The organism is Shewanella sp. AS16, assembly GCF_021412365.1.
GTDB classification, from domain to species: Bacteria; Pseudomonadota; Gammaproteobacteria; order Enterobacterales; family Shewanellaceae; genus Shewanella; species Shewanella salipaludis.
In genome coordinates, this window is record NZ_JAKCLK010000002.1 from 127343 (window position 1) to 148425 (window position 21083).

General features: G+C 57.8%; 19 protein-coding genes and 1 pseudogene. 16 read left to right on the forward strand and 4 right to left on the reverse strand.

The annotated features are described in order from the left end of the window. Nucleotides 1-7: 7 nt before the first annotated feature. From LZP73_RS05420 to LZP73_RS05435, 4 genes and pseudogenes are all read left to right on the forward strand, one after another. Nucleotides 8-499 (forward strand): annotated as a pseudogene (locus tag LZP73_RS05420) (GNAT family N-acetyltransferase); the annotation flags it as partial. A gap of 110 nt (nucleotides 500-609) precedes the next feature. After that, entirely contained in the window at nucleotides 610-1650 is a 1041-nt protein-coding gene (locus tag LZP73_RS05425) for an NADP(H)-dependent aldo-keto reductase (RefSeq protein ID WP_234233447.1), read from the forward strand. Between the two features lie 114 nt (nucleotides 1651-1764). Beyond that, a complete protein-coding gene (locus LZP73_RS05430) occupies nucleotides 1765-2976 on the forward strand; it encodes a cysteine desulfurase (RefSeq protein ID WP_234233448.1) in 1212 nt (403 codons plus the stop codon). A gap of 26 nt (nucleotides 2977-3002) precedes the next feature. Continuing rightward, nucleotides 3003-3446 (forward strand): SufE family protein, encoded by a 444-nt coding sequence (locus LZP73_RS05435; protein WP_234233449.1) that lies wholly within the window; start codon nucleotides 3003-3005, stop codon nucleotides 3444-3446. 7 nt (nucleotides 3447-3453) lie between these two features. On the opposite strand, the gene LZP73_RS05440 is transcribed toward LZP73_RS05435, so the two are convergent. Continuing rightward, nucleotides 3454-4857, reverse strand: coding sequence for an alanine/glycine:cation symporter family protein (locus LZP73_RS05440; protein WP_234234217.1), 1404 nt, complete (start codon nucleotides 4855-4857; stop codon nucleotides 3454-3456). 674 nt (nucleotides 4858-5531) lie between these two features. Here LZP73_RS05440 and LZP73_RS05445 point away from each other — a divergent pair. From LZP73_RS05445 to LZP73_RS05455, 3 genes are all read left to right on the forward strand, one after another. Further along, on the forward strand, nucleotides 5532-6680 hold the full coding sequence (locus LZP73_RS05445; RefSeq protein WP_234233450.1) for a membrane dipeptidase: 1149 nt from the start codon (nucleotides 5532-5534) through the stop codon (nucleotides 6678-6680). A 75-nt stretch (nucleotides 6681-6755) separates the two neighbouring features. Further along, entirely contained in the window at nucleotides 6756-7931 is a 1176-nt protein-coding gene (locus tag LZP73_RS05450; protein WP_234233452.1) for an AAA family ATPase, read from the forward strand. Between the two features lie 151 nt (nucleotides 7932-8082). After that, nucleotides 8083-9477, forward strand: a complete 1395-nt coding sequence (locus LZP73_RS05455; RefSeq protein WP_234233453.1) for a M28 family metallopeptidase — start codon at nucleotides 8083-8085, stop codon at nucleotides 9475-9477. A gap of 111 nt (nucleotides 9478-9588) precedes the next feature. Here LZP73_RS05455 and LZP73_RS05460 read toward each other — a convergent pair whose 3' ends face one another. Continuing rightward, nucleotides 9589-10779, reverse strand: coding sequence for a class I SAM-dependent rRNA methyltransferase (locus LZP73_RS05460; protein WP_169564701.1), 1191 nt, complete (start codon nucleotides 10777-10779; stop codon nucleotides 9589-9591). A gap of 315 nt (nucleotides 10780-11094) precedes the next feature. Between LZP73_RS05460 and bufA2 the strand changes: the two genes are divergently transcribed. The 3 genes from bufA2 to LZP73_RS05475 all read left to right on the forward strand — a co-directional run bounded on the left by bufA2 (nucleotide 11095) and on the right by LZP73_RS05475 (nucleotide 13396). Beyond that, the gene (gene bufA2 / locus LZP73_RS05465) at nucleotides 11095-11583 is read left to right on the forward strand and encodes a BufA2 family periplasmic bufferin-type metallophore (RefSeq protein ID WP_234233455.1); all 489 of its coding nucleotides are present in this window, start codon (nucleotides 11095-11097) and stop codon (nucleotides 11581-11583) included. A 68-nt stretch (nucleotides 11584-11651) separates the two neighbouring features. Continuing rightward, the gene (bufB, locus tag LZP73_RS05470; RefSeq protein WP_234233457.1) at nucleotides 11652-12563 is read left to right on the forward strand and encodes an MNIO family bufferin maturase; all 912 of its coding nucleotides are present in this window, start codon (nucleotides 11652-11654) and stop codon (nucleotides 12561-12563) included. Next, a complete protein-coding gene (locus LZP73_RS05475; RefSeq protein WP_234233458.1) occupies nucleotides 12560-13396 on the forward strand; it encodes an HvfC/BufC family peptide modification chaperone in 837 nt (278 codons plus the stop codon). The genes bufB and LZP73_RS05475 overlap by 4 nt, the downstream gene beginning before the upstream one ends. A gap of 31 nt (nucleotides 13397-13427) precedes the next feature. Here the strand turns inward: LZP73_RS05475 and LZP73_RS05480 are convergent, their stop codons facing one another. After that, nucleotides 13428-14099, reverse strand: coding sequence for a nitroreductase family protein (locus LZP73_RS05480; protein ID WP_169564697.1), 672 nt, complete (start codon nucleotides 14097-14099; stop codon nucleotides 13428-13430). 399 nt (nucleotides 14100-14498) lie between these two features. Here LZP73_RS05480 and LZP73_RS05485 point away from each other — a divergent pair, with 399 nt between their 5' ends. The 5 genes from LZP73_RS05485 (at nucleotide 14499) to LZP73_RS05505 (ending at nucleotide 19122) form a co-directional block, all read left to right on the forward strand. Next, a complete protein-coding gene (locus tag LZP73_RS05485; RefSeq protein ID WP_234233459.1) occupies nucleotides 14499-14891 on the forward strand; it encodes an inclusion body family protein in 393 nt (130 codons plus the stop codon). 444 nt (nucleotides 14892-15335) lie between these two features. After that, on the forward strand, nucleotides 15336-16262 hold the full coding sequence (locus LZP73_RS05490; RefSeq protein ID WP_234233461.1) for a DUF72 domain-containing protein: 927 nt from the start codon (nucleotides 15336-15338) through the stop codon (nucleotides 16260-16262). A 371-nt stretch (nucleotides 16263-16633) separates the two neighbouring features. Next, nucleotides 16634-17410 carry a hypothetical protein gene (locus LZP73_RS05495; protein WP_234233462.1) on the forward strand — a complete coding sequence of 259 codons (777 nt, stop codon included), beginning with the start codon at nucleotides 16634-16636 and terminating at the stop codon, nucleotides 17408-17410. A gap of 368 nt (nucleotides 17411-17778) precedes the next feature. Next, a complete protein-coding gene (locus tag LZP73_RS05500) occupies nucleotides 17779-17982 on the forward strand; it encodes a hypothetical protein (RefSeq protein WP_169564694.1) in 204 nt (67 codons plus the stop codon). 261 nt (nucleotides 17983-18243) lie between these two features. After that, nucleotides 18244-19122, forward strand: coding sequence for a hypothetical protein (locus LZP73_RS05505; protein ID WP_234233463.1), 879 nt, complete (start codon nucleotides 18244-18246; stop codon nucleotides 19120-19122). Here the strand turns inward: LZP73_RS05505 and LZP73_RS05510 are convergent. Beyond that, on the reverse strand, nucleotides 19034-20320 hold the full coding sequence (locus tag LZP73_RS05510) for an IS4 family transposase (protein ID WP_234233464.1): 1287 nt from the start codon (nucleotides 20318-20320) through the stop codon (nucleotides 19034-19036). The genes LZP73_RS05505 and LZP73_RS05510 overlap by 89 nt on opposite strands. 177 nt (nucleotides 20321-20497) lie before the next feature. Between LZP73_RS05510 and LZP73_RS05515 the strand changes: the two genes are divergently transcribed. After that, entirely contained in the window at nucleotides 20498-20755 is a 258-nt protein-coding gene (locus LZP73_RS05515; RefSeq protein WP_234233465.1) for a hypothetical protein, read from the forward strand. The last annotated feature ends 328 nt before the right edge of the window (nucleotides 20756-21083 follow it).

Sequence of the window (21083 nt, forward strand, 5' to 3'; positions counted from 1 at the left end):
TCAGGTCGTCATACGCGAGTTGCAAGCCGGCGATGATGCCGCCATAGCCGGGGTCATACGTGAGGTCTCGGCCGAATACGGTCTGGGGGCGGATAAGGGCTACAGCGTCGCCGACCCTACCCTGGATTGCCTGAGCCGGATTTACCGTCAAGCGGGCGCCAATTACTGGGTGATCACCCGGGAAGCCAGGGTGCTGGGCGGCGCCGGCATAGCGCCGCTGGCAGGACAAGCCGGGGTATGTGAGCTGCAGAAGATGTATTTTTTACCTGCCATCAGGGGCCTGGGGCTGTCCCGACGACTGGCCTTGCTGGCGCTGGCGTTCGCCCGCGACCAGGGCTATGACAGCTGCTATCTGGAAACCACCGCCTGCCTCAAGGAAGCCGTCAGACTCTACGAGTCGCTCGGCTTCGAGCACCTGGACGCGCCGCTCGGCGCTACGGGCCACGACGCCTGCGAACTGCCCATGCTGCTGACATTCGGTGCCCAAGGACCAGGCTAGGCTAATCCCGCCCCTGGGCGATGCGGCGCCAATGCCGGGGCGCTTTCATCTTTGCTTTCATCCAAAAGCTTGCTAGCCTCAGCTTTAGGACAATTCCATAGGAGAAATAGATGGAATACAGACGCATACCTCATTCGAGTCTCGACGTCAGCAAGCTATGCCTGGGCACCATGACCTGGGGAGAGCAGAACACCCAGGCACAGGCATTCGAGCAGTTGGATTACGCCATAGGCGCAGGCATCAATTTCATCGACACGGCCGAAATGTACCCTGTGCCCCCCAAACCCGAGACCCAGGGCGAGACAGAGCGCATCCTGGGCAATTACCTCAAGGCCCGCGGCAACCGCAATAAGCTGGTGATCGCCACCAAGATAGCCGCTCCGGGTGGCAAGGGCGATTACATACGCGACAAGATGGCGCTGGACTGGCGCAATATCCATCAGGCCGTCGATGCCTCGCTGGAGCGCCTGGGCGTCGACACCATAGATCTGTACCAGATCCACTGGCCCCACAGGAATACCAATTTCTTCGGCGAGCTGTTTTATGAACAGGCCGAGCATGAACAACAGACACCTATCCTGGATACCCTGGAGGCGCTGGCGGAGATCATACGCCAGGGCAAGGTGCGCTACATAGGGGTCTCCAACGAGACCCCATGGGGATTGATGAAGTATCTGCAACTGGCGGAGAAACACGATCTGCCCCGCATAGTCAGTGTGCAGAACCCCTACAATCTGCTCAATCGCAGCTTCGAGGTGGGCATGAGCGAGATCAGCCACAGGGAAGAGTTGCCGCTGCTGGCCTACTCGCCGCTGGCCTTCGGCGCCCTCAGCGGCAAATACCTCGACGGCCAATGGCCCGCAGCCGCGCGCCTGACCCTATACAAGCGCTTCGCCCGCTACACGGGCTCACAACAGGCACTGGATGCGACCCGGGCCTATGTCGAACTGGCGCGGGAGTTTAACCTCAGTCCGGCGCAGATGGCACTGGCCTTCGTCAACTCCCGCCCCTTCGTCGGTGCCAACATCATAGGGGCCACCACCCTGCCCCAGCTCAAGGAGAATATCGCCAGCGCCGGGGTGAGCCTGTCGGCCGAGCTCTTGCTCAGGCTGAACGCCCTGTCGGAGCAATTCCGCCTGCCCTGCCCCTAGGCAATCGGGCCGACGCGGCCAAACACCGGCTTGCAATAGGCGCTAAGATCACTGAAGATCTCAGCGCCTCTTTATTTTTCGGCCTGTTTACAGACCTTGGGTTAGACACATTCGATGACACATGCACAGCTGCGCGCACAATTTCCCGTTCTAGAGCAAACACTGGCGGATCACCCCCTGTGTTATCTGGATACCGCCGCCACCAGTCAGAAACCCCAGTGCGTACTGGATGCCATGACGGCCTATTATCAACAGGATAATGCCAATGTGCATAGGGCCGCCCACAGCCTGTCGGCCCGCGCCACCCAGGGCTACGAGGCGGTGCGCGATAAGCTGCAGCAGTTCATCAAGGCAAACCGGCGTGAGGAGATCATCTTCACCCATGGCACCACGGAAGCCATCAACCTGGTGGCCAACGGCCTAAGCAAACAATTGCAGCCAGGCGATCTCATACTGCTGGACGGCGCCGCCCACCACGCCAACATAGTGCCCTGGCAGATGCTGGCCGAGCGCTGCGGCGCCCGGATAAAACCCATTCCGCTGACCCGGGATTGTCGTCTGGACGAGGCCGCCTTCGATGCCCTGCTGGCGCTCAAGCCGAAGATAGTCGCCCTGGGGCATGTATCCAATGCCCTTGGCATAATCAATCCGCTGCCGTCTCTCATCAAGCGCGCCAAGGCCGCAGGCGCACTGACCCTGGTGGATGGCGCCCAGGCGGTGGCCCATATGCCTGTGGATGTGTCCCAGCTGGATTGCGACTTCTATGCCTTCTCCGGCCACAAGATGTATGGCCCGACCGGGGTCGGCGTCCTCTATGGCAGGTATGAGGTGCTCGACGGCCTGACGCCGCTGCTCACCGGCGGTGAGATGATCAAGACAGTCAGCTTCGAGGCCACGGAATTTGGCGCCCTGCCCAATAGATTGGAGGCAGGCACGCCGCCGATCGCCGAGGTCATAGGCCTGGGAGCGGCCATCGACTTCTTGAATTCACTGCCCAGGGCCGAACTCCAGGCACAGGAACAAGCCCTGCTGCAGCATCTGCAGCAGCAGCTGAGCAGCATAGAAGGCGTGCATCTCTATGGCGCCCATGTCGACAACCTGGGGGCCGTGGCCTTCAACCTCGCCGACGAACATCACCAGGATGTGGGCATCTTATTGGATCAACAGGGGGTTGCGGTGCGCTGCGGCCATCATTGCGCCATGCCGCTGATGCAGAGCCTGGGGCTGAAGGGTTGCTGCCGGGCGTCGCTGGGGATCTACAGCAACAAGGCTGATATAGCGCGTTTCATCCAGGCACTGAAACAGGTCAAAGATCTGCTGCTCTAGCCGCCGTATGTTTATGAGGAATAGTTATGAGTTCGACTTCGCCGCCCGATGCGGCTTTCCTGGCACCACTGGCTTCCAAGGCCGAGATCCTGGCGCTGTTCGCCCAGGCACCCAACTGGCAGGAAAAGTACCGCCAGCTGATGCTGCTGGGCAAACGCTTTCCCGCGCTCGCCAACGAGTTCAGGGTCGAGGCCGCCCAGGTCAGGGGCTGTGAGAGCAACGCCTGGCTGTATCACAGGCAGCTGGCGGGCAAACACTACTTTCTCGCCGACAGCGATGCCAGGATAGTCAAGGGGCTGATAGGCCTGTTGTTGGCGGCGAACCAGGGGCTGAGCGCGGCGGAGATCGCCGCCTTCGATGCCGATGCCTACTTCAACACCCTGGGGCTCAGTGGCCAACTGAGCCCGTCACGCACCAACGGCCTCTATGCCCTGGCCGGGGCCATCAAGGCCTGTGCTGCCGAAGGCTGATCCATGCCTACCAGATCCCGGTTTCACTCTTGCCCTGGATAGGGATCTCACCCGCCCGGTATTCGGGCAATACCCCGGCGCGCTTCTTGCTGAAGTAATGGTTGGACAGGGCTATGATGGTGGGTGTCAGCAGGGTGATGGCGATGATATTGACCACAGTCATCAGCCCCAGCGACATGTCCGCCAGCGCCCACACCTGCTTGAGTGACGCATTGGAACCCCACACCACCATGCCCAAATACAGCGCCGTATAGCCGATGCGGCCCTTCCTGTTGTCCAGCTTGAACAGGTGCAGGTTGCTCTCCGCATAGGCATAATTGGCGACCACGGATGAGAAGGCGAACAGGGTAATGGCCAGGGACACGAAGTGGGTGCCCGCGCCCCCCATATGCACTGTCATGGCATCCTGGATCATGCGAATGCCTTCCATTTCACCGCTGTAGCTTCCCCCCGCCAGCAACACCATGACGGCGGTACAAGTGCAGAGCACCAGGGTATCGAAAAACACCCCCAGCATTTGCACGAACCCCTGGGTGACGGGGTGATTGGGGTAAGGCGAGGCCCCCGCCGCCGCGTGGGGCACGCTGCCGGCACCGGCTTCGTTGGAATAGAGACCACGCTGCACGCCATTTTTAATGGCGGCGCCCAGGGCGCCGGCGCCGGCTTCCTGCAGACCGAAGGCGGAGCTGAAGATGCCGTAAAGCACGTCCGGGAGCAGGGAGATGTTCATCACAGTGATGCTCAGGGCCACCAGTATGTAGCCGACACCCATGAAGGGAACCACTATCTCGGCGAAGTGGGCGACGCGGCGCAAACCGCCCGTGACTATGAAGCCGGCCACCACGGCTATGACCAGGCCGGCCCAGAGACGGGGGATGCCGTAGCTGTAATTGAGCGCATCTGTGATGGTGTTGGCCTGCATGGCACTGAAGCTGAAACCGTACCCCAGGAACAGGCAGACGGCGAAGGTAATGGACAGCCAGCGTTTGTTCAATCCCATCTGGATGTAATAGGCGGGCCCGCCGCGAAACTCCTGCTTGCTGTCGCGGATCTTGTACAGCTGCCCGAGCACACTCTCGGCAAATCCGGTCGCCATGCCCAACAGGGCTATCACCCACATCCAGAACACGGCACCCGGGCCGCCGAGGGAGATGGCCACAGCCACCCCGGCAAGGTTGCCCGTACCCACGCGCGCCGACAGGCCGGTGCAGAGGGCTTCGAAAGAACTGATCCCGGAGGCATCGTCCCTGGTGCTGTTTTTCATCACGCTGAACATGTGCAAGAAGTGCCGCAGCTGCACGAACCTCAACCTGACAGTGAACCAGATACCGGCGGCAACCAGGAGATAGATGAGGACCTGTCCTTCCCCCCACAGCAGATTATTGATGGGATCTATTAGGCTCAACATGATGCACAGTCCTTTTTCAATGATGGGAAAACGAGCTTAACCCTATTCTCCCCGCCGACGCAAAAATAGCCTACCCGGGCGACAGATGTATGCCCGCCAGCATGCAGCGCACCGGGCCACAGGCCAGCGCTATGGCAGCGACAGCCAGGAATACAAAAATATCACAACATTTGGGCCAGTTTTTGGCATTATGGTAACCAGCATGATGCCATCTGCCAGGAGCCGCCCTTGAAGGACCAACAACCCCAGCTCCACGTCTACGACTCATTGGGTAGGGAACTCATTGCTATACTGCGTAAAGCTGGCAGGGCACCCATTGCCAAGCTGGCCGAGATCCTCAAGGTCTCCCGTGGCACAGGCCATCATGCTCATAGAGGTCATAGGCAGGTCGAGCTCGCAGGTCATCAACCCGTTGCGCGGTATTCCCGAATGACACAAGCTGCATACCACCAACGGCGCCCGGGATCTCGTGGCCGAGATACAGACTGCCAGCCTAACGAGTTCGACCGGGTGTTGCGGCCTGCGCGGCGAAAGCCATTGATGGCACTGAATAACTTGGCCAAGCAATTGGCGTAACTATCCAAGACCCGAGTACTCGAAATAGGGTATAAAGGCAACAGTTCTCGGCCGGGCAGACATAAGACTGCCGCGGCCCGACCATCTAACAGGGACACAAAATGATCAAGGCATGCGATCTTCATCGTCGACAGCTACTCAAGGGCCTGGGGGCAGCCACGCTGCTGAGCCAACTGCCGGCCTTCTCCGCCCAGGGCGCCGTCCGCAGGCATCCCTACATCGACGGTCTGAGCTTCCTGCCGGACGATCTTGCGGATGTCAAAGCCTCCGGCCTCGACGCCTTCATCTGCGACGTCTCCGACATAGAGGCCATCAAACAGCTCGACGGCACCACCAACTACAAACGCACCTATAAGGCCTGCATGGCCAGCATCAAGCAGGCCAGGCAGAGGGTGGCGGATAATCCGCAGATACTGCTGTTGGGCGAGAAAGGCACTGACATCGACGCCGCCCTCGACTCACAACGCACAGCTGTGTTCTTCCAGATCCAGGGGGCCGACTGTGTCGAGGGCGATCTGAACCTGGTAGAGGAGTTTCACCGCCAGGGGCTGAGGGTGCTGCAGCTGACCCATCACTACGGCAACGAGTACGCCGGCGGCGCCCTGGACTTCGACGCCAACGGCGGCCTCAACAAGCCGCTGACCGCCAGGGGCCGTGAGCTGATTGCCCGCCTCAATGAAGTCAACATGCTGGTGGATGTCAGCCACTCCAGCCCGCAGACGGCGCTCGATGCCGTTAAGGCCTCCAGCGCGCCCATCATCCAGAGCCACGGCGCCGCCCGAGCCCTGGTCAAGCATGCCCGCTGCTCACCCGATGAGGTGATCCGCGCCATAGGCGACAGCGGCGGGGTGTTCGGGGTGTTCATGATGAGCTTCTGGCTCACCTACAGGAATCCGCCGACGCTGGACGACTATATCCGCCAGCTGGAGCATGTCGCCAATGTCGGCGGCGTCGAGGCGGCAGCCATAGCCAACGACTTCCCGCTGCGGGGCCAGGAAAACCTGCTGAAGCTGAACAACGACAACGCCGAGGGCGTCAAGGAATACCTGGAGTGGTGGCATAGCCTGGCCGCCAAGCATGTGCTCGGCTTCGAGCGCGAGCCCCGGCATGTGGTGATCCCCGAGCTGAACCACATAGAACGCATGAGTCGCATAGATGATGCCCTGGCCAAGGCCAGATTCAAGGCCACCGACAGGGACAGATTCATGGGCGGCAACTGGCAGCGGGTGCTGCAGCAGGTCTTGGTTTAACCTCGGCCTCACCTTGCGCCAGGGGCCAGCGGCGCTATCATAGCCGGCTGCGGCCTCAGCCAGGATAGGGATCCCATGCTCACCACACTCGCCATCTACAATTATCGCTCGCTGCGCGATGTCGTCCTGCCGCTTGGGCGCCTCAACCTGGTCACAGGGGCCAACGGCAGTGGCAAGTCCAACCTCTACAAGGCCTTGAGGCTGCTGGCGCACACGGCCAGTGGCGGCGTGGTGGCCGCCCTCGCCCAGGATGGTGGCCTGGGCTCCAGCTTCTGGGCCGGTCCAGAGCGGCTCAGCAGGAGCATGCTGACGGGCGAGATGCCGATAGAAGATACTGTGCGTCAGGCGCCCAAACGCCTCAAGCTGGGCTTCGCCGGCGACGACTTCGGCTACCTGATAGAACTGGGCCTGCCCAAACCCGATTCCACCAGCCTGTTCGGCCTGGATCCCCAGGTGAAACGCGAGGCCATCTGGTGCGGCCCCCGCTATCGCCCCTCTAGCCTGCTGCTCGAGCGCCGCGGTGCCCTGGTCAAGGCCCGCAGCGCCGACGGTCGCGGCTGGCTGGCGCTGGACATGCAGATGCAACACGGCGACAGCATCTTCTCCGAGTTGGCCGATCCCGAGCGTACCCCGGAAGTGCTCAGGCTCAGGGAGAGCATACGCGCCTGGCGTTTCTACGATCATTTCCGTACCGACGGCGACGCCCCCGCCAGACGCCTGCAACTGGGCACCCACACCCAGGTGTTGCACCATGACGGCCGCGATCTGGTCTCGGCCATCCAGACCATCTTCGAGATAGGTGACAAGGAGGCCCTGGATCATGCGGTCGCCGATGCCTTTCCCGGCGCCAGCATAGCCATAGTCCCTGAGGCCAACGGCATGTTGCGGCTGCATTTCTATCAGCAGGGACTGCTGCGGCCGCTCAATACCGGCGAGCTGTCCGATGGCACCCTCAGATACCTGCTGCTGATCGCCGCCCTGCTCACCCCCAGGCCACCCGAGCTGATGGTGCTCAACGAGCCGGAAACCAGCCTGCATCCGGATCTGCTGCCGGCGCTGGCACGGCTCATCGCCCTGGCCTCGGACAGGAGTCAGCTGTGGGTGGTCTCCCATGCCAATCGCCTGATCAACGCCTTGACCCAGTTCGAGCATTGCAACTGCCTGGCGCTGGACAAACGCCTGGGCGAGACCCAGATCCTCGGGCAAGATCTGCTCAGCACTCCGAGCTGGCACTGGCAAGTCAAACGCTGAGCCGGCTGCAGCGGCGACGCTCGCCTGCAATATCTACTAACAATTGAACCCACAGCCGCCTCCCCCAGATGGCGGCTTCTTTGTTAGAGTCGTTAGCGCACCGCATCCCGTCCATGCACCCAGATCCCAAGAAAGCTAACAAGAGGTCAATATGCCATCACAGTCCCGCCACCGCCTCAAGCCACTGCTGCTCGGCGCCGCCTTTGTCGCCCCCCTTTGGCTCGCCGCTGTGCCTCGGGCCCAAGCCGCCGCCCCGGGCGTTCCCGCCGGCGAAGATCTGCGCCTGTATGACATAGCCGAGGGCGCCAGCGCGGCGCGGATCCGCGCCGACATAGAGACACTGGTGGGCTTCGGCACCCGCCATACCCTGTCGGAAACCCAATCCGGCAGCCGCGGCATAGGCGCCGCCCGCCGCTGGGTGCAGGCCGAGTTCGAGCGCATCTCCAGCCAGTGCGGCAACTGCCTGGAAATAGTCAGGGTCGGCGAGACTGTCTCGGGCAAGCGCATTCCCAAGCCCACGGAAGTGGTCAATGTGATCGCCATCCAGAGGGGCAAACAGGATCCCAGGCGGGTAGTGCTGATGAGCGGCGATCTCGACTCGCGGGTCTCGGATGTGCTGGACGCCGCCTCCGACGCCCCGGGCGCCAACGACAACGCCTCAGGAGTCGCCGGCACCCTGGAGGCGGCGCGGCTGCTGTCCCAATACCAGTTCGACGGCACTATCGTCTATGCCGTGCTCTCCGGCGAGGAGCAGGGCCTGTACGGCGGTGCCACCCTGGCCAAGTATGCCAGGGAACATGACTGGCGGATCAAAGCCGTGCTCAACAACGACATGATAGGCAATATCGACGGCATCAATGGCGTCAAGGACAACCACAGCGTACGGGTATTCTCCGAAGGGGTGCGCATCGCCGAGACGCCGGCGGAGGCCAGGGAGCGTTATTTCAGTGGCGGCGAGAACGACTCGGCCTCACGCAACCTGGCGCGCAAGATCAAGAGCCTGGCGGATCAATACCTCAGCAACCTGGATGTGATGCTGGTGTATCGCCTCGACAGGTTCGGCCGCGGCGGCCACCACCTGCCCTTCAACAAGGCCGGGCTGGCGGCGGTGCGCATCATGGAGACCAACGAGAACTACAACCGCCAGCACCAGGACATCAGGGTCGAGAACGGCATAGCCTACGGTGATGTGCTGGCTGGGGTGGATTTCGACTTCAACGCCAAGCTGACCGCGCTCAATGCCGTCAGCCTGGCGTCCATGGCCTGGGCCCCGGCGCCGCCGGAAGCGGTCAAGATACAAGGTGAGGTCTCGGCCGATACCCGGCTGAGCTGGCAACTGGCGGATGCGGGGAACCTGGCCGGCTATCGTGTCTACTGGCGCCTGACCACCGAGCCCGAATGGAGCCACAGCCGCTATGTCGGCAAGGTGGACAATTTCACCCTCAAGAATCTGGTGATAGACAACTATCTGTTCGGCGTTGCCAGCGTCGCCGCCAACGGCAACGAGAGCCCCGTGGTCTTCCCCGGTGCCGCCGGCGCCTTCTAGTTCCAGCTCGAACGGCCTGGCACCATAGCAAAAAAAAACGGGCACCCAGGTGCCCGTTTTTTAGCTTGCCGGCCATAGGGGCGCAGCTTGCCACCTGCCGTTATCGGCGGCTTACCAGACGCGAGCCACCAGCCCCTTGAGGTAGAAGCCCTCGGGAAAGGCACTGCCGATCGGATGATCGCTCGCCTGGCTCAAACGTTCGATGAACTGGATGTCGCGTTTGGCGTCCAGCGCCGCATCTGCGACTATCTTCTGGAATAAGTCTGCCGCCATCAGCCCCGAGCAGGAGAAGGTCAGCAGCACGCCACCCGGATTGAGCAGCTGCAGGGCGATCATATTGATGTCCTTGTAGCCACGGCAGGCGCCGTTGAGCTGGGCCTTGTTGTCGGCAAACTTGGGCGGATCCAACACTATCACATCGAAGCGCTTGCCCTCGTCGCGGTATTGGCGCAGCAGCTTGAAGACGTCCGCCTCCTTGTACTCCACATGGCTGTCGTCCAGCTCGTTGATCGCCATGTTGAGCCGCGCCGTGTCCAGCGCCAGGCTGGAGACATCGACGTTTTCGATCGACTTGGCGCCGGCCTTGGCGGCATACAGACCGAAGGTGCCTGTGTAGCAGAAGCAGTTGAGCACAGACTTGCCCTTGGCGAAGCGGCCGGCGATGGCGCGGTTATCGCGCTGATCCAGATAGAAGCCCGTCTTATGGCCCTTGGTGACATCGACGGCTATCTTGATGCCGTTCTCTTCTATGATGAGCGGCATCTCGGGAAGCTCGCCATGCAGCAACCCTGTGACAGGCGCCAGGCCTTCCTTCTTGCGCGCGTCCACGTCCGAGCGCTCATAGATGGCGCAATCGGGGAACTGCAGCGCCAGCTGGGCCACCAGGGTGTCGCGCCAGTAATCTGCGCCTGTGCTCAGCAGCTGACACACCAACACCTTGGCGTATTTGTCTATGGTGACGCCCGGCAGGCCGTCGGATTCGGCCGCCACCAGGCGATAGCCGGTCAGTCCCTGCTCGCGGATCAGATCTTCACGGCCGGCCTGGGCCCGTTGCAGGCGCCGGGCGAAGAACTCGGCATCTATCTGCTCTTCCTTGTCGAAGGTCCATACCCGCACCTGAATTTGCGACTCCGGCGACCAGGCGCCGCGGCCAAGCCAACGGCCGTCATGGGCGACCACGTCGACGGTTTCGCCCGCCTGAGGTTTGCCCTTGATGTTATGTATGCCACTGGAGAATACCCAGGGGTGACGACGGTCGAGGGACTTCTCGCGTCCGGGTCTAAGTTTGATTCTGATAGCCATGAGTCTGCCTTATGAGAGGTGCGGCGAACGATAATGGCGCAAGTCTGGTCCACTATCCACAGGCGCGGATCATACCCCTTACGCGCCCGCTGTCAAAGCCGCAGGCCTGGTTCAAGGGAAGCTATGCTGCAAATAACACCCTGGAGCTGAAATACCCGGGCCATTCGCAGGGTCTGTTACTACACCCATGCATTGAGTATGGGGCTCGGATCGGATTGGTGGCTGCCCGATGCCAAAATTATGCCTGGCTGGAAAAATGCTACTAATCTTATGCTTGCATCAACAACTGAATGCAATAACAGTAAGGAAGAGACAATGAACAAGAAAACTCAGAGCGCATTATCCGGCGCGGCATTGGCCATGGCGAGCATGGCGGGATATGCCGGCGCGGCGGAGCCCATGCCCATGGCCAGCGACAGTGCAGATTTAGTACATTGTTATGGTGTTAACGCCTGTAAGGGTCATAACGATTGCAAGACAGCCGAAAACGCCTGCGCCGGTCATGGCAAATGCAAGGGCACAGGCTTCGTCGCCACCACGGCCAAGAGCTGTGACAAGGTCGGCGGCAAGGTTGCAGACGACTGGGTTGGCCAGATAGCCAACAGCGAAATGGTGCACTGCTACGGCGTCAATGCCTGCAAGGGTCACAACGACTGCAAGACAGCTAAGAATGCCTGTGCCGGTCACGGCAAGTGCAAGGGCATGGGCTTCGTCGCCACCCCCAAGAAAGCCTGCGACAACATGGGCGGTAAGATGACGGACGAGGACATGGACATGGACATGAACATGAACACGGACAGCTAGTCTCACGGCTCGCCTATCGGCAAGCGCCGGCCCTACGGGGCCGGCCTTCTTCCCACCAAGGAGAGACAGTGACAAACACAGTGATCACTCAGCCCTTCCTGGGTTTCGGCCTGGGACTGAGAACCCAACATTTCGAGCATGTGCTGACACAGCAACCCGAGGTCGACTGGTTCGAGGTGATATCGGAAAATTTCATGGTCGGCGGCGGCAAGCCCAGGTATTACCTTGAGGCGATTGGCGAGCGCTACCCACTGGTGATGCATGGGGTGTCGCTGTCGATCGGCAGCACAGATCCCCTGGACATGGATTATCTCAAGGCGCTGAAACAGCTGGCAAACCAGGTGCAGCCGCGCTGGATCTCGGATCATATCTGCTGGACCTCCATCCACGGCATCAACAGCCATGATCTGCTGCCGCTGCCCTACACGGAGGAAACCATCCGCCATGTGGCCGCCCGGGTACGCCAAGTGCAGGACTTTCTCGGCCGGCGCATCTTGCTGGAAAATGTCTCCAGCTACCTGTCCTATAAAGACTCCAGCATGGACGAGTGGCAATTCCTCAATGCCGTGGCCGAGGAAGCCGACTGCCTGATACTGTTCGACGTCAACAACATCTATGTCAGCGCCCGCAATCACGGCTTCGAGCCCCTGGACTATATCCGCCAAATGGATCCCAGGCGGGTGCAACAGATACATCTCGCCGGTCACAGCGACTACGGCGACTATGTGGTAGACACCCATGACAGTGCCATCTGCGATCCCGTGTGGGACCTGTACAGTGCGGCTTTAACGCATCTGGGCCCCGTCAGCAGCATGATAGAGAGAGACGCCAACATCCCTGAGTTTTCTGTGCTGGAGCAGGAGTTGGCAGTGGCGCGTACCTTAGCCTTGCAGACCCTGCCGCAACTGGCGGCCGACTATGGCAAACACCGCCGCGCCGGTCTGCCGGACCAAGATGCCAAGCGGATGGGCAGCCTATGAGCAAAGACCAACAGCAGGCGGACAAGGGCCGCCTGCATCAGCTGCAACAGGACTTCATGGCCTACCTGCTGCAGGGTGAGCCCGGGCCGACGCTGGCCGACAGACTCAAACGCCAAATACGGGATCAGGGTGGCATCAGCCTGGACACCCGCATCGGCATCTATGCCAACGCCTACAGGGTGCGGCTGACTGAAGTACTGGAGACGGATCACCCCAAGCTGGCGCTGTACCTTGGCGACGACCTCTGGGACAAGTTAACCTCGGCTTTCATCCAGGCCAAGCCATCCAGGTTCAGATCCCTGCGGGACTTCGGCGATGCCCTGCCGGACTTCCTGCGGCAACACCCTGAATTCAACCGAGATCCCATCCTGGCCGATATCGCCGCCTTCGAGCGGCGGCTGCTCAACGCCTTCGACGCCCCCGAGCAGCCAAGGGCCGCTTTCGAGCAACTGCAAGGCCTGGCGCCGGCCCTCTGGCCCGGCTGTCGCTTGAGGTTTCATCCCAGCGTGCAACTGTTCAAATGTCACAGCAACGCGGTGGAGAGCTGGCAGGCATTGAAACTGGAGCAGGCACCGGCAGCGGCAGATTATTCGGCGCAGCGGGCCTGGCTGCTGTGGCGCGGCGAGAGCCGACTGACAGAGTTCATCTCCCTGGCACCCTACCAGCTGGCGCTGCTCGAAGGCTTCCTCGCCGGCGAGGACTTTGCCACTCAGTGTTCAGCCATGCTCGCCTATGTCGATGCCGACCAGGCCCCAGTGACTGTGCTGCAATCGCTGCAGGCCTGGTTCTCCATGGGACTCATCGCCAGGCTGGACCCAGGCCGGCAAGGCTGACGCAGGGCACTAGCCGACACTGAGGCCAAGCTCAGAGGAAAGTGCTGATCTGCGCCAATGCCTTCTTGCGAATGGCATGCTCAGGCACAGTCGCATCCTCGGCCGGATAGCCCACCACCAACAGCATATAGGGACGCTCATTATCCCTGTCCCGCCGACAGATCTTACTCAGAAAGCTCATCGGCTTGGGGGTATGGGTCAGGGTGCCGAGCCCGGCATGGTGCAGCGCTTGGATCAGGAAGCCTGTGGCTATGCCAACCGACTCATGGACGTAATAGTTGCTCTTGTCGCCCTCCCCGGCCCCTGAGCGTTTCTGGCTGAAAATCGCAATCAACCAGGGCGCATGTTCGAGATAGGCCTTGTTGGCGTCGGTCCCCAGAGGTTTGAGGGCATCGAGCCATTCTTCCCCGGCACGGCCATCGTAGAAGGCCTGCTCCAACGCCTCGGCCTCCAGGCGGATCTGCGCCTTTATCTCTGGGCTGGCTATCGCCACGAAATGCCATGGCTGATGGTTAGCCCCATTGGGGGCGGTTCCCGCCGCCAGCAGGCACTGCTCTATGATGGCCCGGGGAACCTGCCTGTCGGAAAACTTGCGGATAGAATGGCGTCGCTTCAGCGCCTGATAGTTATCCGCGGCGCGGCGCAGCATTTCATCTTGGGGGTATTCAACAAAATCCGTTAGGGCTAGATGCAGTTCTGTCATGGCACTTCCTTGAGACTCTAGGTTAATCAACAGGCATATCCGTAAGCTAACAAAGAAAACGCCGACGGCACAGCCACAGAGGTTATTCCTGCCATGGGCAATGCCTGACGACATCCGGATATCAGCCCGGACTCAGCGCAGGTATAGGGTTAAAACAGAACGTTAAGCCGGCTCAGAACAGCCCCGAAGGCGCGCGGCCCAAGCCTGGCGCCACTCGGCAATAACAGGCTAAGAGATTGTTTATGAATGTAATAAATATTTCATCTTAGGCTTGCTTGCAAAAGGATCGGGCGTTGACTATTTTTTTTTGGCATCTTTTCGGATGCTGCAATTGGATACGGGTCATTTAGCGTGGTGTGTGCGCTCACCACCAACAACTCTTAAATAAGGAAATTAATCATGAATAACACAATCGATGTGCTGGTAATCGTTGACGCAGAAAGAGCCCTGGCAACAGGTAACTTGGGCGCGCATGTACTGTTAGCAGACAGCACAGGACAAAACAGCAGCACATGGGGCGCTGAGCTCACTACTACTTGCCACAATGGCCAAACCATCAACTGGCGTGTCGAAGCCGTTAGCCCAAGCAGCGCGGTTGCCATAGTGCAGTTTACCGGCCAGGCCGTCAGCACAGAAGTCATAGCGCCCAACAAGCAAACCAGCGGTTCCAATAATCCTTTCTGGACGTCAGAAGTGGAAACCCGCACTTGTGCCAACTACCAATACTCGATCGTATTGGATCTCGATGGCAAGCAAATGACCTTCGATCCATTCATCAACGTCGTAAAATAAGCGCCGGCAGTTAGAACAGGCCAAGCTACAGGGCACTTACCCGAGTGACTCAAGTACCAGGCATGGGGCCGCATGGCGCCATGCCTTATTCGGGCCCCGACACAGCAGCTTCATCACCCCCCCTGCCGTGCGCACATCAATCATGACAGCACCTCATTCAGCCTGAGCAAGCCGCGATTTGAACATACAGCAGCGCTCCAATGGTTTGACTCGCATGCGAATATCGGCACAATAAGCCTGTCCGGCACCCGCCGGCACCAACAGCCGCGACCATGAATTAGAGCCGGGCTGCAGCCGAGCAACACCAGCGAGGAAACATCGCCCTTGAGCCCCTCATACCCTATCCCCCAGGGACTGAACCCAGCCCCAGGACCAGATTCGAACCCTGGCGCTGAACCTGATGCTGAACCTGACGCAAAAACCAGCCTCAGGCTGGGGCTGGCCATGTGGTCCCACAACCAGTGGCAACACAGCATCTATGGCGCCGGCTGCCGCAGTGCCGGGCGCCTCGAACGCTATGCGCAGATCTTCAATACGGTCGAAGGCAACACCAGTTTCTACGCCACCCCGGCAGGTCACACTGTCAACAACTGGCATGCGGCCACCCCAGACAGCTTCCGCTTCACCTTCAAGCTGCCCCAGGTCATCACCCACAGACAACAACTGCAACACTGCGACAGCGAACTGAGGGATTTCTTCGGCGTGATGACCCCCCTCATGGGCAAGACAGGCATCTGGAAAATCCAGCTGCCGGCCCACTTCGGCCCCGAGGCCCTGCCGATACTGGCGCGTTTCCTCGAACGCCTGCCGAGCGGGTTGCCGCTGGGCGTCGAGGTACGCCACCCGGCCTTCTTTGCCAAGGGCGAGGCCGAGCGGGCGCTGAACCGGCTGTTGCTCGACAAAGGCTGCAACCGCATCATAATGGACAGCCGGCCACTGTTTGCACTGCCGCCCAGCAACGCCGCCATCCGCGATGCCCACAGCAAGAAACCCAAGGTGCCGGTGCACGCCATAGCCACCGCCGCCAACCCTGTTATCCGTTTCATAGGCCAAGCGGACGCGGCGACTGCAGGGCTCGCCCAGGCCAATCCGCCGACCCAGCCGCCGCGGGACAACGACGCCTTCTTCGACAACTGGTTGCAACAACTGCCGCTGTGGCTCAACGAAGGCAAGCAGCCTTATCTGTTCATCCACACCCCGGACAACGCCGGAGCCCCCGAGTTGGCGCTGCGGCTATACCAAAAACTGCGCCACAGGCTCGCCATGGAGGCCGGGTCTCCCCAAGCCAGACTCAAGCTGCCGGAACTGGCCTTGCTGCCGCCGGCGCCACTCCAGTTACAGTCACAACCACAGCTGGGGCTGGAGTGGTAATAAGTACGGCTTCCATTCACGCCGGACCGATGCCTGTTGGCATGAGAGGTTGGACAAAACCTGCTGACGGCCTTTGAGCCTTATCCATGGGTAGCCTGTTGTATTGCGCCCTGTTGTATTGCGCCCCGAGCGGCGCGCGCGTGCTGGTTGCCGGTGACGCCGTACTCTATATGAAAGGCAAGATTTACCTCTAATCCTGTATCAAATCAGTCGCCGCGCCCAAGACAATGGTGCGGCAGTTTTCTGGGCAAGGCCGCCGGCATTGACTATGGTTAGTTATGCTCTTCAATCGCATGTGTCGGATATAAACTCAGGCACCCAGGATCGCCGCTCCCTGTCCTTTAGGTGTCGTTTGATAACAGGATATGACGATGAATAATCTGCAAAAAACAACCTTGACCCTGGCCCTCCCCGGGCTGTTATTCTCGACTGCCGCACTGGCGACCCACAGCTGGGGCAACTATCACTGGGCCCGCACCGCCAACCCTTTCACGCTGCAGGTCGTCGACAGCACCAGCGACAACTGGCCCGGAGTCCTCACGGATACGCTGGATCACTGGTCCCAGTCTGCAGTGTTGGCATTCAACATCGGCGCGACAGACAACGGCAGCCGTACCCGCAAACGCTGCGCCATGGTCACAGGCAAGATGCGGGTCTGCAACGCCGCCTATGGCTACAACGGTTGGCTGGGGCTGGCCTCCATCAACCTGGACAGCGCGGGCCACATCATCAAGGGCACCGCCAAGATGAACGACAGTTACGCCAGCTACTGGACGATTCCGGGCGAGATGAATCACGTCATGTGCCAGGAAGTCGGCCATGTATTTGGTCTGGGACACACAAGTGAGGACGGCAGCAGTCAAAGTACCTGTATGGATTACAGCCAATCCATCGACAGTCAATGGCCCAACACCCACGACTATCAGATGTTGGCCGACATCTATGCCCATCTGGACAGTTACGACAGCTTCACCGGCAACAGCGAGCCCACCAGCAGCTGCAGGGGCAAGAAATGCGCTAACAAGTCCTTCGGCCTGGGTCACAGGATCTACGGCAATGAACACTTCGAAATCTGGGCCGAAGCCGAAGCCGACGGCACCCTGACGCTGCACCATGTCTACCTGGTCGATGGTCACGCACCGCACTAGCCTCAGACTCGCCGCCCCCACCCGGGGACGGCGGTTACATTCGACGGGTAATTAACCTTGTTTTCGAGCGCTTTCCTCAGTAGATTAATACCTTAGGGCACAAGCCCAAGCTGAAGGACAACAGACGAAGGACAACAGACAGTGTCAGGACGACAAGCCAGCTGCCATTCATGGCAAGACTCACGCAATTTGTTCCGTCGCCCTGCGGCAACTCCGAAGGGGAATGCCTGTAACCTGCGGCGGTGATTGCTGACTGGAGCCGGAAATGAGTGATGGCCCTCCTCATTCTCTATAGTGGCATTAATGATTAAAAAATAAGACGATTCCATTTATCTCTCCTAGTGACATTAGATAAAACGGAGGCTTGTATGAAGTATGAATGCCCAGAATGTTCGCGGACAATTTTTAATCGAAGACTGGATAACTGTGAGTTTTGCTCAGCTGCTATACCCGAGAATTTAAAATTTTCAGATGCTGATAAAAAACAAATAGAAAATGAACATCAAGAATTAATGAAGCGTGAGTGTGAAATAGAGCCGCCACTTCGTCGATATGTTGGTGGCGCTTTTTAAGTTAAGATGCCCCGTTCACAAATATCTGTGGCATTCCGCCAATTAACACCTGACTAAAAACCGGCCCATACGCATAAAAAAGTGATGGATGTCATTAATCTCTTTACAGGACCTCCTTAAATATTGTTTCCGCACAAGAAGAAACAAGTCTCCTCAGAGTGAAACACTCTGGACACCAACCCGCCACGCTGCGAAAATGATGGGGAGAATTTTATAACACCTTACCATCTGATATCATTTAAACATCAAGGATGAGATCTAATGCATTGCAGTTACAAAACAACAAAAACATCAATTATTTTATTCATTCTCTTTATTCTAGGCTCACTTTCAACTTCAGCAAGTGAAGGCAACCTTCCCTTGCTGAAAGAAAATATCATCAGAATAGAACAGCCTCCAGAAATCCAATACAATAGCGCTCTTATTCAAGAGAAAGGTCTCAACATACTAGTGTACGAATCCTGGGACGGGTATCACGTTCGCAAAGGAAATTTACATTACTCACAAGTGGATATGTCGAAAGAAAAGACCAAATTCACTCCCCCCAAGGTTGTTTCTGCACACAAAAATGCAAAAATCAGAACTTCAGTTAGCCAAGTCACAATAAACAATGATGAGTGGCTCTACTATATCGAATCGAATAGCTACAAGTCTGAGGCTATTGCTTATAGAGCAAAACTTGTGGATGGCAGCCTGGTAGAACAACAAACACTCTCATTGGGAATGCCCATATCCCCTGCAAGCAATGCCAGGTGGCATGTGGTTGACGGCAATAAAGTGGGCTTGGTCTATAGAGAGAAGCTATGTTGTAAATTATACTTTTCTATCAGCAATAATGGCATAGACTTTGGTGAATTTTCATATATAGGAAATGCTGGCTCTATGCCATATCTTTCATCTTTTAAAGATGGAAAGCTTCTTTATTTATTTCAAAAAGGTTTCAAAACAAGCAAAACAAAAGCGAATGGTGAACCAATATTTATTATGAAATCACATTTTAGAATGTCTAGCGACATGGGTAAAACATGGGGTGACCCCCATACACTGGACCTTAAGCATTTAAGTGCCGCCAAATTTCATCTAAACTATTGTCTTTCCTTGATTTTGCCTGGGGACTTCGTTTACAGGTTTCAGCTATAAATTTCACCGCCCAAGCCACGTCAGCGACAAGTTGACCTCTGGCTTGCTGCGCTAAGGATTTCATTATTGGCTCAAACCATCCTATTGGTGTTTTAGCCATCTTGAACATGGATAACCTGAGCATGGCTTTCGCTGCTCCAGCCCGGCAAAGGTAGCGTTTTACCAATAAACTGAGCAGGCTCGACCAAATTAACCCTTCCACTAAGTGGGGTTGGCGGGTGGAAAAGCGTTTGAGGTTGTTGTGGCTCTTCCATTCTTTGAACAGCAACTCCACTTGCCAGCGCAGCCGATACAACTTGCTGATGTCTTCAATACTGAAACGACTTCTCGGGAGGTTGGTCAGCCAGCACAGGTAGCGTTTTTCTTCCTTGTGCCAGATGGCGACCATGCGGCATTGATACTGCTTCCACGCCACATCCAGATCAACTAATACACGTTTTCTACCGCTTGATTTCAGTACCTCTTTCAGCGGTTTGTTTGCCATTTTTTCTATTACCTTTCCCTTGTTATCAATGGCTCGAATGACGCTTGGGTTGAGATGTTTTGCCCCGCGCATCAAGAAATAGCCGCCGTGACGGGCCAATGCCGCAAAGTAATTCAGATCCATATAACCGGCATCGGCCAGCAGCAGGGTATCCGTCAGGGTTTCAGCCTTGGGCAGATGAGCACGTTCCGAGCTGCGATCCGGCGTCAGTGTCAGACTGACAGGTTGCTCGGACAGCAATGACATCGTCATGTGACATTTCACCGACGCCGGGGAAGGCAACATAAACCGATTGGGGTAAACGTCGGCCAGTTCAGGATGCAACACCACAGATGAGCCATCCTGGATAAGAATGTCCTTGAACCGACTCAGTTTGGCAGGCAATGCTTGCTGGAACTGGGTTTGCAACAGTGCCATCGCTCTACAGGTCACGCGTTGAACAAACTCGGCAAATTCTTGTTTACGCAGCTGGTTATGAAAGGGTTTATAGGCGACATTCAGAGTCGTATCCATGCCTATCCCATTGAAAGTGCGGTGCAGAGTTGCAATGGAATCAACGGAAGCATCCCCCATAGCAGAGACCAAGCTGGTCAGTAGCGGTAAAGGCTGAATGGCCCGCAATCTGCGGCAAAATCCCTGCTCTCTGGCGGTTTTGTTAAGATAATTTTCACTGAACAGTTGGCTTAAACGTTCGGATATGGAAATATGCTGCACGGCTCTTCGTCTGTGTGGTTTTGTTTGGCGACTAAATCAGATCACAGCAAGAGCCATTTTTCTATCTATTTCAGCAACTTTTACTAAAGATCCTGTCTATGGGGTGACCCCACTCCCCTCACTTTAACCGATGCTACTGTTCATGATGCAAAATCAGTTTCGAGATCTGATGGCAACATGGACATTTATTACTCTTACCCTATCGATGAGGAAGAAGAGCTGTCATTGTGGCGCAGATGCATAAAAAGTAACGCCAAGCTAGGTGATGAGGAATTGGTGGTTGAACATGATTTTGGCAATATTGCCAAGCCTTCTCCTCATCGTTTGAAAAATGGTCAAGTGCTTATCACATTTGTAGAACAAGGAAAGGCAGCCTTGGAAGGTGACCATAATATCCACACAGCCTTGATATCGAGTGATGCAACTTGTAACTGAGAAGAACAAAAACCATAGGTAGAAAGACAGGACGTCGGCGTAGCTTTCGGGCTATCGATTCAATCAAGAGCCCGATGCCCCATCGGAAGCGTTAGTGACTTTCGAATAAGCCCAAGGGGTTGTCAACTTCGTGGGGTGGCACGGGGAGTTCCAGAACAGCTGGGTAGGACAGAACTCATTGCGACTCTACTCTGCTGCCAATGAGTACACCAGAATAAGCACTGTTGCGCCAATGACCGTTGGCGGCATGGATGCCGCCGTCGAGCCGACAGGGATGTCTTCACGGCGTGTCATTGGTGTAACAGTGCGAAAGCCCACGGCAGGTGAT

What these genes read in the sequence shown, in the direction of transcription:
- LZP73_RS05460 (WP_169564701.1), bottom strand. Translation starts at nt 10,779, where the DNA reads ATGGCTATCAGAATCAAACTTAGACCCGGACGCGAGAAGTCCCTCGAC.
- LZP73_RS05495 (WP_234233462.1), top strand. Translation starts at nt 16,634, where the DNA reads ATGAATAATCTGCAAAAAACAACCTTGACCCTGGCCCTCCCCGGGCTG.
- LZP73_RS05475 (WP_234233458.1), top strand. Translation starts at nt 12,560, where the DNA reads ATGAGCAAAGACCAACAGCAGGCGGACAAGGGCCGCCTGCATCAGCTG.
- LZP73_RS05445 (WP_234233450.1), top strand. Translation starts at nt 5,532, where the DNA reads ATGATCAAGGCATGCGATCTTCATCGTCGACAGCTACTCAAGGGCCTG.
- LZP73_RS05450 (WP_234233452.1), top strand. Translation starts at nt 6,756, where the DNA reads ATGCTCACCACACTCGCCATCTACAATTATCGCTCGCTGCGCGATGTC.
- LZP73_RS05515 (WP_234233465.1), top strand. Translation starts at nt 20,498, where the DNA reads ATGGACATTTATTACTCTTACCCTATCGATGAGGAAGAAGAGCTGTCA.
- LZP73_RS05500 (WP_169564694.1), top strand. Translation starts at nt 17,779, where the DNA reads ATGAAGTATGAATGCCCAGAATGTTCGCGGACAATTTTTAATCGAAGA.
- LZP73_RS05505 (WP_234233463.1), top strand. Translation starts at nt 18,244, where the DNA reads ATGCATTGCAGTTACAAAACAACAAAAACATCAATTATTTTATTCATT.
- LZP73_RS05455 (WP_234233453.1), top strand. Translation starts at nt 8,083, where the DNA reads ATGCCATCACAGTCCCGCCACCGCCTCAAGCCACTGCTGCTCGGCGCC.
- LZP73_RS05425 (WP_234233447.1), top strand. Translation starts at nt 610, where the DNA reads ATGGAATACAGACGCATACCTCATTCGAGTCTCGACGTCAGCAAGCTA.
- LZP73_RS05485 (WP_234233459.1), top strand. Translation starts at nt 14,499, where the DNA reads ATGAATAACACAATCGATGTGCTGGTAATCGTTGACGCAGAAAGAGCC.
- LZP73_RS05430 (WP_234233448.1), top strand. Translation starts at nt 1,765, where the DNA reads ATGACACATGCACAGCTGCGCGCACAATTTCCCGTTCTAGAGCAAACA.
- LZP73_RS05490 (WP_234233461.1), top strand. Translation starts at nt 15,336, where the DNA reads ATGTGGTCCCACAACCAGTGGCAACACAGCATCTATGGCGCCGGCTGC.
- bufA2 (WP_234233455.1), top strand. Translation starts at nt 11,095, where the DNA reads ATGAACAAGAAAACTCAGAGCGCATTATCCGGCGCGGCATTGGCCATG.
- LZP73_RS05435 (WP_234233449.1), top strand. Translation starts at nt 3,003, where the DNA reads ATGAGTTCGACTTCGCCGCCCGATGCGGCTTTCCTGGCACCACTGGCT.
- LZP73_RS05480 (WP_169564697.1), bottom strand. Translation starts at nt 14,099, where the DNA reads ATGACAGAACTGCATCTAGCCCTAACGGATTTTGTTGAATACCCCCAA.